Raw genomic sequence first — 12,063 nt, 5'->3', positions numbered from 1 at the left:
TATAAATTAGCTGATTCAGGAGTACGGCATGTTGCACCGGAAGTACGCCCTTCTTTCCACTTGTTCCGCGTTCGCCTTCACTGTCTTTCTTCCCACAGCGCTTTTCATTGTTCCGACCCAAGCTCTCGCTGCCTGTACTACTACAGGTAGCTCGACGGTATGCTCATCAGCCGCACCTTCGACGTGGACCGCTACTGTTGGAACAGGGCGTACAGACAATAACAAATCTGTGGAAGTACAGTCCGGCGCGCAAATTAATACAACTAATTCAAACGCTATAAGTATTGGGGATGGCGGTATTATTACCGTTCGAAACGGTGGCAGTGTTACGAATACGTCTAACCCTTCAGGGGCCGGTTTGTTCGGTACCGGGCCGAATACAATTGAGTTCGGCAGCAATGGTCAGCTTATTATTGAACAAGGTGGACAGGTCATTTCAAACGGCACGAATACTCGTGCGGAAGCCGTGAATGTTCATGGTTTTGGAAATACGATTATCAATCGTGGTCTTATTCAGGGTCAAAGCAGCGCCGCTATCTGGTTCGAAGATCAAACGATTGGCGCTAAAAATACCGTAGACAATTACGGAACGATACAAAAATTGGGCGGCGGCAGCGTGATCGGCACCAATGGCGGCGCTGGCATCAACTTTATCAACCGGACTGGCGCTCAGGTAATTGGCGATCTGAGCTTTGCAGGCGGCAACGATACACTGACTTTTGAACCAAACTCTGTCGTTACGGGTAACATCAACGGCGGCGGTGGTATTAACGACCTTATTCTTCAAGGTATTTCAGGGTCGAGCGACACACTCGCAGGCGCACTTAGAAATTTTACCACTTTGACTAAAAACGGTGACGGCCTATGGACTGTAAGCGGCAGCTTATCCGGATTTACCACTGTTACGGTAAACGACGGAACGCTGGCTCTGACAGGCAACAATCTCGATTACACTGGCAATGTGATTGTTCGTCCAGATGGTGTGCTTGAAGCGCGTGCGCAAAGCCTTCCAGTTAAAACCATCGCAGTGAACAACATCAACAACGTACAGAATGATGGCCTTGTTCGCTTCACCCAGCCTGATGATGGCACTTATACCGGTCAAATAGTTGGCTCCGGCGCAGTTGAAAAGACAGGGACAGGCGTTCTTACCTTGACACCGGCAACGGTGGCTGGAAACACTTATTCCGGCGGCACACGGATTAATGAAGGTACAATTGCTGTTTCAGCTGACAGCGCGCTTGGCAATGCGAATGGCGGCCTCACATTTGACGGCGGAGCTTTGCGTTTCGACTCTTCCTTTGATCTAGCAAACAGCCGTGCGATTGTTCTAAACGCCGGTGGCGGCACGTTCGATACCAATGGCAATACGACCAACGTCACACAAGTCATTACTGGCACGGGCGGGTTCAGCAAAACAGGCGCTGGTGTGTTGAACCTTGAGGGTGCCAATACATATAGTGATACAACGACGGTAACTGGCGGTGCGCTTTATGTAAATGGCGATCAAAGCGCTGCGACAGGTCCAACAAGTGTAGAGAACGACGCCACGATCGGTGGTGTAGGTACGATTGGTGGCAATGTTACCTTGCAAAATGGTGGCACTCTTGCGCCAGGTCGGGCTGGAGATGCACCGGGAGAACTCACAGTTAACGGTGATCTCGCTCTAAGCAGCGGCTCAATGCTTGAATATAGTTTCGGGCAGGCCAACGTGGCCGGTGGGCCTCTCAACGACCTCACCACAGTTAAGGGAAATCTGAACCTCGACGGCACAATCAACGTCGTCGCTACCCCCGGTGGATCGTTTGACCCAGGCGTTTATCGCGTTATCAGCTATGACGGCACGCTGACTGATAATGGTCTGACAATCGGAACTATCCCAGCTAGCGGTTATTACGTTCAGACGGCAGTTGCCAACCAGGTCAATCTGGTCAACACGAGTGGGTTGAACCTGACCTATTGGGATGTCTGGCCTGCATCAAATGGCGCAATCGGAAATGGTGCAGTTAATGGCGGAGCCGGCACATGGCAGAGTTCGGGCTCGGGTGGAGCCAACATCAATTGGACCGAGCCAACCGGAGCGATCAATGCGCCATATCTGGATGACGCGTTTGCAATTTTCATGGCAACGGCAGGAACCGTCACAGTTGACAACAGTGCAGGTGATGTTCGTGCATCAGGCATGCAGTTCGCGAGCAACGGTTATGTAATTACCGGTGATGCTATTACGCTGGTAGGTTCGCCCTCATCGATCATCCGTGTGGGCGATGGTACAGCAGCTGGTGAGGGTTACACTGCTACCATCAACTCTATTATCACTGGAAATACCCAACTTACCAAAACTGATCTTGGCACACTTATCCTTGGAGCATCCAATACCTATGCAGGGGGCACCGCAATCAATGGCGGCGTGCTTCAGGTCGCAGAGAACAGTAATTTGGGTGATGCAGCGGGCAACGTATCTTTTAATGGCGGCACGTTGCGAACGACAGCCGACTTTACAATCGACCGGGCCACTGAACTGCAATCCGCTGGTGGCACAATCGAAACGACCAACGCAACGAAGTTAGATTACGATGGTATTGTGACCGGTGACGGCAATTTGACGAAGATCGGCACAGGCACGCTCGTATTGAATGGCACCAACACTTATGCAGGCGGAACAGCCATTAGTGCAGGGGTTGTTCAGATCGCGTCTGACGCAAATCTGGGATCGGCATCTGGTCAACTTAGCATTGATGGAGGCACACTTCATTCAACTGCTGACATCTCAATGAATCGCTCCACGACCATCGGTGCTGGTAATGCGACGATTGAAACGGATACAGGTACGACACTCGCACAACAGGGAAGTATTGCCGGAACCGGGTCACTGATCAAAACGGGCGAAGGTGCGCTTGTTCTCACTGGCACAGGAGCCTACTCAGGTGGCACCACTATTGCATCAGGGTTACTTCAGCTCGGCGATGGAGGGACGTCAGGGTCAATCGTTGGTGACATAGCCAATAACGGTACTTTGGCATTCAACAGATCTGACGCACTTAGCTTTGACAGTGCAATTTCCGGCGCGGGTAATGTCCGTCAGATCGGGACCGGTGTAACAGTTCTTAACAAGCAGAGCACTTATACTGGTACGACCTCTGTCGAAGCTGGAACACTCGCAGCAGGTGCAACGAACACTTTTAGTTCCAATTCGGATTTTGAAGTCGCACAAACGGGAACTCTGGCTCTTAATGACTTTAATCAGTCACTTAAAACATTGAACAACTCCGGAATCGTTGATCTTGGCCCGAACCCAGGTACGACGCTGACCGTCACCGGCAACTATACCGCGAATGGCGGTACGGTTCTAATCGGAACGGTGCTCGGCAACGACAGTTCAATCACCGATCGGCTTTTGATTGGTGATAATACAAGCGGAAGCGGTGTTCTTTCAGTCAAGAATGTCGGCGGAAGTGGTGCTCAGACTGTTGAAGGTATCAAAATCGTCGATATTACTGGTGCATCTAATGCCACGTTCACGCTACTTGGTGATTATCAATTCCAGGGAGCGCCTGCTGTAGTTGGTGGTGCTTATGCTTATCAGCTCTACAAAAACGGAAAATCTAACCCGAATGATGGCGACTGGTATCTACGTTCTACGATCAAAGATCCAACGGGTGGCGGTGGAATAACCGGCGGAGGCGACGGTGATGATGGCGAAGAAATCCCGCTATATCAGCCTGGTGTTCCGAGTTATGAAGCCTATCCGCAGCTTCTTCAGGGTCTAAACGGCTTACCAACAATGCAACAGCGTGTAGGTAACCGGTACTGGAGTAATGCCGGGAATATTATACTTGCAGAAGGTGCTGACCCGGTTGGTTCTCCCTATGCCCCAGCACAAGAGGCTGGCTCTCTGATTGAGGGGAATGGAGTATGGGGGCGCATTGAAGGTGCTCATACAAATTCCGACCCGCGTTTCTCAACTTCCGGAACGGACTACAGCTTCAACACACTCAAACTGCAAGCCGGACTTGACGGCATGTTGGCCGAAACAGAAAGCGGCAAGTTGATCGGCGGCATAAGTATCCATTATGCCCATGGTAAAGCAAAGACAAGCTCACTCTATGGCGAGGGCGATATCTCGACAGATGGCTATGGTTTTGGCGGAACCCTCACCTGGTATGGCGATAACGGCTTCTATCTTGATGGTCAGGCACAGGTAACATGGTATGATAGCGATCTGACGTCTAATCTCGCTCATATGGGATTGGTGGAAAGCAATAACGGCTTTGGCTATGCCTTCTCTGCGGAAAGCGGTAAGCGCATTTCAATTGATCAGAGTTGGTCCGTAACCCCGCAAGCTCAGCTGACTTATTCGAATGTAAATTTCGACAGCTTTAACGATGCTTTCAACGCCCGCGTTAGTCTCGACCGCGGAGAGAGCCTCCAAGGCAGGATTGGTTTATCTGTTGAGCGTCAGAACTCTTGGTACAATGCCAATGGTCTTATCGATAGAACCTATCTCTACGGTATAGCAAACCTCTACTATGAGTTCCTGGAAGGGACAAAGGTTGATGTTTCCGGCACGAGTTTTGCCAGCCAGAACGAACGTCTATGGGGCGGAATCGGTTTAGGTGGCAGCTACAACTGGAACAGTGATAAATATTCGATCTATGGCGAAGGTTCGATCAATACCAGCCTCGAGAGCTTTGCCGACGGTTACAGCTACAAGGGCACTCTGGGCTTCCGCGTTCGTTTTTAAAATTTAGTGAATAATAGAACCCCATCCGTAATGACATAAATTACGGATGGGGCTTCTTGAACAAGAGCATCTAAAAATTGTTCTTTGTAGATACTATGGTCATCTCCAGCTTAATTCAGTTCTGCGACTCTCTTTTTATAATACGCATACCATTCGAATATTGCGTGTAACCTGGTTCATTTCCTCTTGGCGCAACAACGCGAGGCTGCTCGGGTCGCTGAACCTGTTCTGGTCGTTGAATTGGTCTTTGCACAGGAGGCCGGGCATAATCATCTCGACGCTCGGGCCTTGGGCGACCTGAATCATTCCGCCATCTATCCGAGCGGTAGTAGCGACGATCACGATAATATCGTGAATCATATCTCGGGTTATTACGGTAAGTAATGGCTGATCCCGAGTAGTAACCCCCATACGAAGGCCCGTAATCTCTATAGCCATCGTATGAGTATGACTCACTTACGCAGCCAGCCAATGTGAATGATAACACTATAACAGTGCCGATAGACGTAAAAGCTTTAATAATGGCCATAACTTGCTAGCCTCATTTTGTGAACATTTCGGAATTAACAATCGGCCTTCAATCGATAAAGAGCAAGTCACGAAGTTCATAGAGCTTGTTATGGTCTGAGATTAAAAAGCTCTGGGTGGACATCTATCGACGAACGAGACTAGCCCCAAAACCAGGCTAGGCTAAGAGTTTTGCCGCATTCGAGAGGCAAGGAGCTTAATACCGTCGGCGATGCGATTGATGGGAATGGAAGAATACGCGATACGGAAATAGCGACACGGCCTGTCATCGCTCCAGAAGAATGGCGCACCGGATTCGATGAGCACGCCGTCCTCGCGCAAATCGCGAGCCAGTTTGTCGGCATCCATGCCTTCTGGGCCTTCTATCCAGAAGGCAGTCCCGCCAAAACCCGATTTACCTGCGATCTTTAAACCTTCACGTTCAAGCGCATCGATCATAACTATATGGCGTTTGTGATACTCAATGCGCATCCGATGAATAACCGCATCGTAATGGCCAAGTGCTAGGAAATAAGCGGCGGTTCGCTGCAAATGGCCTGGGGGGTGCCGCAACATCAGCGCACGCAAAGCTCTTGCTTCACGAATAACGGGCGCTGGTGCCACAAGATATCCGAGCCGTAAGCCCGGAAACAATGATTTTGAAAAGCTTCCTACATAAAGTACACGGCCATATCGATCGAGCGATTTCAGTGCGGGTGTCGGGGGTTGAAGAAAACTCATCTCGAATTCATAATCGTCCTCGACTATGACGAAATCACGTTCTGCGGCTGCTTCCAGAAGAGAAATGCGCCTTGCTCGCGGCATTGTCGCAGCGGTTGGCGACTGATGGCTCGGCGTTACAAAGACTGCATCGATACCATTCGGAAGCAATTCCGGTGGCAAGCCACCTTCATCAACATCGAGTGCGGTTACATGAGCTCCGGTCAAATGAAGTGTCGCGCTAATATCAGGATGCCCTGGATTTTCGCAGACGACATGCGAGCGATTTGTCAAAAGCAGATGACTGATAATCCAAAGTGCATTTTGAGCACCAACCGTAACCAATATCTCGTCGGGCTCTGCACGGATACCTCGGCTCGGTAGGGTACGGGACCTGATGTAGTTTACGAGTTCCACGTCGTCAGCAGCTGCAAAATCGCCAGCCATAAGGATGAAATCCTCGCGCGCCAAGGCCCGGCGAGCGCAATCGCGCCACGCAGCCAGATCAAATAATGTCTGGTCCATCTGCCCGTACAGAAAAGGGTAACGATAGCGCCGCCAATCCAAAGGCTTTCGAATTGTCTTCGCTATATTGAAACCGGGCCGCAGCTTGGAGGACCAATCTACCGCTGTATTTGGCGTCTGCAAAAAATCTTCATCCGGGCGACTGATCGGAGGTGCTATAGCTACATGATAAGCGCTCCTCGAATGCACTTCAAGATAGCCCTGCGAAACAAGCTCCTGATAAGCCAATGTAACCGTAAGTCGCGATATTTTCAGATAATCTGCTAGTCCTCGCGTCGACGGCATACGCGCTCCGGGCAAGATAGCACCAGAAAGAATAGCGGATACTGTTGTTTCCCGAATTTGAGACTGTAATCCGGTACTTCGAAAGCCATCAATGAAGAAAATCGTCGGCGAGACAGAACCCAAGGCCTCACTCCATTAGTAAATCAGCAAATATGCTGAAAATCACGTCGCTCTTCAGCGTCTTGTTCCAACTCATCAATAGTGTTTCTTCTTTCTATTTCTCCCAATAAAAAATTTTGGATTGTAAAGTGCATTCTAGCCGGGATTTCATGATGAAGGAATCTCAGTCAGCAATCTGGACTTATTGACTATTCAAACTGGATATAAGTCAAAATTGCTGACATGGCTATCGTTTGTGTGCGGAACTGAAGATTGGCGGAAAACGCCAGCAGTCATGACAAAGTCAGGCATGGTTCTTAAAATGGAAGGGGAACTCCATGAATTATTTTACTAGCATAAAACGGGTGGTATTATTTTCAGCTGTTGCTGCGTTTTCAACAACTGCAGCCTATGCTGAAACCACGGTTGTGGTCGGCTATCAGCAAATCGTCGGACCATTTCTCACTGCAATTGCAGATGGGAAGTTTGACGCGGCGGCCAAAGAAGCTGGATATAAGATCGACTGGCGACAATTTGCTTCGGGCGGCGATATTTCTACCGCACTTGCGTCCGGCAACGTGCCAATAGGCGTGATCGGTTCAACGGGTATCGCGGCAGCATCGACACGCGGTGTCGAGCTGGAGCTTTTCTGGATTCTCGACAATATCGGTAAGTCGGAAGCACTTGTCGCGCGCGAGGGCTCCGGCATTGAAAAGCCGGAAGACTTGAAGGGTAAGAAGATCGGTGTACCATTCGTCTCCACCTCGCATTTTCATCTTCTCGTTGGCATGAGCGATATCTGGAAGATCAATCCGCGCGATGCAGAAATTCTGAACATGACGCCGCCACAGATTGTTGCTGCATGGCAGCGCGGTGATATCGATGCGGCATATGTCTGGCCGCCTGCACTGTCCGAAATTCTTAAAACCGGCAAGGAAATCGCCAATTCCGAAGAAGTAGGCGAGAAAAGCGTACCCACTTTTGACGGACTTGTCGTGGACAAAAACTTTGCCAGTGAAAATCCGAAGTTCATGACCGCCTTCACGACAGTACTGAAGGATGCTTATGCGGACTATAAGGCCAATGGCAACCAATGGACGGCAGATTCCGCGCAGGTCAAAGGCATGGTCAAACTAATCGGTGGCAATGCTGCTGACATACCAGACGCACTCAAACTGTTGTCTTTCCCGACAGCGGAGGAACAGGCTTCTCCGACCTGGCTCGGTGGAGGCAAAGAAAGCGGTGCGCTGAAGTCCATCACTCAGAGTGCGAAATTTCTTGTTGATCAGAAACAACTAGACAAAGCGCTGGATGATTATAGCGGCAATGTAAATGGCAGTTTTGCCGAAGCCGCCGCAAAGTAATTACGTGAAGTAATTCAAGCGACTCCGCCAGCGACGGCTGCTTGAATCCGTCGTTGAACTGAGCTGGTTCCGCGCAACTTTGCAAATTCAGGTTTGCAATTGATCCGTATTGCCGGGACCACTCCTTCGTTCCCAAAAGGCGACGTTATGGAAACCTTGAACGTATCGAATGTCAGTTTGACCTATCCGGGTCTGTATGTGGAAGAAGCCGTGATTGCACTCAAGGGCGTCAATCTACAGATCGACAGCGGCGATTTTGTCGTAGCACTTGGCGCGTCTGGTTGTGGAAAAACCACTCTGCTCAATCTGATGGCTGGGTTTATGATCCCCTCAGCGGGAGAGATCACTCTAGGCGGGCGGCTTGTTCGCGGGCCAGGCGCAGACAGAGGGGTTGTCTTTCAAAAGCACGCACTTCTCCCCTGGCTCAATGTGGTCGATAACACGGAGTTTGGGCTTAAGCTTCAGGGTGTACCTAAAGCGGAGCGCCGCGAGCGCGCTGCCAAAAACCTAGCACTGGTCGGCTTGCAAGACTTTCACAACCACAAGATCTATCAACTGTCAGGCGGGATGCAGCAGCGTGTTGGTATTGCTCGCGCTCTCACTTGCGATCCTGCCATGCTGCTTATGGATGAGCCGATGGCAGCACTGGATGCTCTTACTCGTGAGACCATCCAGGAACTACTTTTGCGGGTATGGCAAGTTACCAATAAAATGTTCTTCTTTATCACTCACAGCGTCGAAGAAGCTTTGTTTCTTGGTTCGCGGCTCATTGTCATGTCGCCGCGCCCGGGACGGATCACTCACACTTACGATCTGGACTTTAACCGGCGCTTTCTGGAATGCGGTGACGCGCGCGCCGTTAAATCCAGTCCCGACTTCATCAAGATGCGTGAGACAATTCTGGGGATTATCTATGGCGATGAACGTGCATCAGGAAACCCGGAACTGGCCCATGCTTGAGTTTTTTACTCGGGCACGGCCAGTCAAGCCCGGTAAAGTCTACGGCGCTCCGGGTGACGGAAACAGTGGCTTCATCAGTTTGGTTACAGCACTCCTGTTGCTGGGAGTCTGGTTCCTCGTGACGGGCATGGGTTGGGTGAAACCGCTTTTTCTACCTTCTCCCTTCGCAGTCTATGATAAATTTGTGATTGCCATGACCGATGGTGTTGCGAACTCGACATTGGTGGAACATACGCTTGCCAGTTTAGGGCGTGTGCTTGGCGCTTTTGCCATCGCTTGTGTGACTGCAATCCCGATCGGTATCATGATGGGGATGAGCAGCTTCTGCCGCGGGGTACTTGACCCGATTATTGAATTCTATCGCCCGCTTCCACCGCTTGCCTACTTGCCGCTGATCATCATATGGCTGGGCATCGGTGAATTCCCGAAGGTGTTTCTCATCTTCCTTGCGATCTTCGCTCCAATGGCGATTGCAGCAAGAGCAGGCGTTCGCTCTGTCTCCACTGAACAGATTCACGCGGCTTACGCCATGGGTGCATCGAGAACGCAGGTAATAACGCAAGTCATCATGAAAGCCGCACTACCGGAAATCTTCACAGGTATGCGGATCGGCATTGGTGTGGGTTGGACGACGCTGGTCGCAGCAGAAATGGTAGCAGCCCATCGCGGACTTGGCTTCATGGTGCTCAATGCAGCCCAATTTCTTGCCAGTGATACCGTCATCATGGGTATCATCGTCATAGGTGTGTTCGCTTTCGCCTTCGATCTTCTCATCCGCTATATGGAGAAGGTTCTTATTCCTTGGAAGGGTAAAATTTGATGGCAACAGACGCCGTTTAACCCGACCACTTACCCCCCAACTTCTACGATAATCGCGCAGCTGTCCTGCCGCGCCACGGGAAAGCTGTACGCATTTTCCGAACAGATAGCAGATTGATCAAGGAGCATTAGAATGTCCGCTGGGCACCTCACAGAAAAGCAATTTTCCGACCTATTCGACGCCTTTAACCGACATGACATCGACGCGATCATGACATTTTTTGCTGAGGATTGCGTGTTCTATACCGTTGGTGGTGAGGAAGTTTATGGCACCCGCCTCGAAGGCAAAGAGGCAATCGCCAAGGCGTTTTCCGGTGTCTGGGCCACAATGTCAGATGCCAGCTGGGACGGTCATCGGCACTTCGTGAGCGGAGATCGCGCCGTTTCCGAGTGGACGTTTCGCGGCACTGATGCAAACGGTGCGCGCATTGAGGCAGAAGGTTGCGATCTCTTTACGCAGCGGGGCGGCAAGATCGTCCGCAAACAGGCATTCCGCAAAAACCGGCCTTTGCTGACTGCATAGGCCTCACCTGTGCCAGTCGGTGATTTGGAGGACCGACACATGAATACTCACACGCTCAATAACTATTCCGCCAAGCAGCCATTCGACCCTGCTTATGATCCGGTGGTCGCGAAGACGCCCGGTCAAGGCAGAGACTACGCGCCGACTTATTGGATCGGCACAGCTGGGCCCGCACCGGAAGATGACGGCCCCATTCACGGCGATGTCGACGCTGATGTCGTCATTGTTGGTTCCGGATATACAGGATTGTCAGCTGCCATTCATCTCGCCCGCGATCATGGCATTAAAGCGGTGGTGCTGGAGGCCAACGGGGTTGCGTGGGGGTGCAGTACCCGCAATGGAGGTCAGGCCCAAATCTCTGCGGGACGGCTTAAACGGTCGCAATGGATTGAGCGTTGGGGCGTGGACGTCGCTAAAAAACTTCACAAGGAAATTGCAGAAGGTTTCGATCTCTTCCGCTCACTTATTGCCGAACCAGAGATTGACTGTGATCCGCAAGACGGCGGACATCTGTATATTGCGCATCGCGACAAGGTCATCCCTTCGCTGGAGAAAGAATCCCGCTTACTCAATGAAGTATTCGGATATCGCACCCGCATGGTCAGCCGCGATGAAATTCACAGCGACTTCATCCGCGATCAGGAAGCGTGTGGCGCCATGTATGAGCCAGATGGCATTGGTGTACATGCAGCCAAGCTTGCTTTCGGCTATCTACAACTTGCGCGCAAACTCGGCACAAAAGTGCATGTGGCAAGCCCGGTGCTGAGCTGCCGCAAGAATGGAAATATTTTTCATCTCCAAACTCCTAACGGAACTGTAAAGGCGAGGCAGGTTTGTTTCGCGACAGCTGGCTATACGTCGCCTGAGCTCCATCCGTGTACGCGCCATCGGCTTATGCCGATACTATCAAATTCAGTGGTAACCCGCCCACTGACGGCCGAAGAAATCGAAGCCTGTGGCCCGAAGACCGGAATCCCACTGACTGATACCCGAACACTTCGCCACTATTATCGCTTCTTGCCAGATGGGCGAATGCAGATTGGCAGTCGCAGTGCGATTACGGGGGCAGATGCGTCGAACCACCGGCATTATGACTTGCTGCTTGCAGGTCTCTACCGGAAGTTCCCGACATTGGCAGGTATTAAAGTTGATTATTCCTGGTGGGGTTGGGTTGATGTCAGTCATGACATGATGCCCCGTATCTTCCGCCCTGATCCGACGCAGGAAATTTATTACGCCATGGGCTACGGCGGGAATGGCGTGATGTATTCTGCACAGGCGGGACGTCGAGTTGCACAATTGATGGCCGGTCGCGGACAGGGACTGGACCTACCGATTTTCACATCAGAACTACCGAGCTACGGCATGTTGACGCCATTCCGGCGCATAGGTCAGCGCGCCATGTACCGCTGGTATGCCCTGAAAGACGAAATTCTCTGAATAAAAGCGAAAGGTATGCGCCATGAAGATGACGACGGAAGAAGCGTTCGTAAAGGTCTTGCAAATGCATGGAATTG

The 12,063-nt window shown here is 51.1% G+C and carries 7 protein-coding genes; 6 read left to right on the top strand and 1 reads right to left on the bottom strand.

Annotated features, from left to right (window positions below; translation table 11 throughout):
* The first annotated feature begins 358 nt into the window (after nt 1–358).
* Nucleotides 359–4,744 (top strand): autotransporter outer membrane beta-barrel domain-containing protein, encoded by a 4,386-nt coding sequence (locus RT142_RS23865; protein WP_313032045.1) that lies wholly within the window; start codon nt 359–361, stop codon nt 4,742–4,744.
* A 690-nt stretch (nt 4,745–5,434) separates the two neighbouring features.
* On the opposite strand, the gene RT142_RS23860 is transcribed toward RT142_RS23865, so the two are convergent.
* Nucleotides 5,435–6,904, bottom strand: coding sequence for a PLP-dependent aminotransferase family protein (locus RT142_RS23860; protein WP_064321996.1), 1,470 nt, complete (start codon nt 6,902–6,904; stop codon nt 5,435–5,437).
* A gap of 314 nt (nt 6,905–7,218) precedes the next feature.
* Here RT142_RS23860 and tauA point away from each other — a divergent pair, with 314 nt between their 5' ends.
* From tauA to RT142_RS23835, 5 genes are all read left to right on the top strand, one after another.
* Entirely contained in the window at nt 7,219–8,244 is a 1,026-nt protein-coding gene (gene tauA, locus RT142_RS23855; protein WP_113160232.1) for a taurine ABC transporter substrate-binding protein, read from the top strand.
* Nucleotides 8,245–8,391: 147 nt separating this feature from the next.
* Nucleotides 8,392–9,204: a taurine ABC transporter ATP-binding protein gene (locus tag RT142_RS23850; RefSeq protein WP_112807222.1), complete on the top strand. Its 813-nt coding sequence runs from the start codon at nt 8,392–8,394 to the stop codon at nt 9,202–9,204.
* Complete coding sequence (locus tag RT142_RS23845; protein WP_007879908.1) at nt 9,197–10,024, top strand: ABC transporter permease subunit; 828 nt, start codon at nt 9,197–9,199, stop codon at nt 10,022–10,024. Before RT142_RS23850 ends, RT142_RS23845 begins: the two co-directional genes overlap by 8 nt.
* A 132-nt stretch (nt 10,025–10,156) precedes the next feature.
* Complete coding sequence (locus RT142_RS23840) at nt 10,157–10,546, top strand: nuclear transport factor 2 family protein (RefSeq protein WP_007879911.1); 390 nt, start codon at nt 10,157–10,159, stop codon at nt 10,544–10,546.
* A 39-nt stretch (nt 10,547–10,585) separates the two neighbouring features.
* The gene (locus RT142_RS23835; protein WP_113160233.1) at nt 10,586–11,986 is read left to right on the top strand and encodes an NAD(P)/FAD-dependent oxidoreductase; all 1,401 of its coding nucleotides are present in this window, start codon (nt 10,586–10,588) and stop codon (nt 11,984–11,986) included.
* Nucleotides 11,987–12,063: the final 77 nt, after the last annotated feature.

The sequence above is a fragment of the Brucella sp. genome (genome assembly GCF_032066345.1).
GTDB classification, from domain to species: Bacteria; Pseudomonadota; Alphaproteobacteria; order Rhizobiales; family Rhizobiaceae; genus Brucella; species Brucella pseudogrignonensis.
This window is presented reverse-complemented; position numbering and strand designations above follow the sequence as displayed.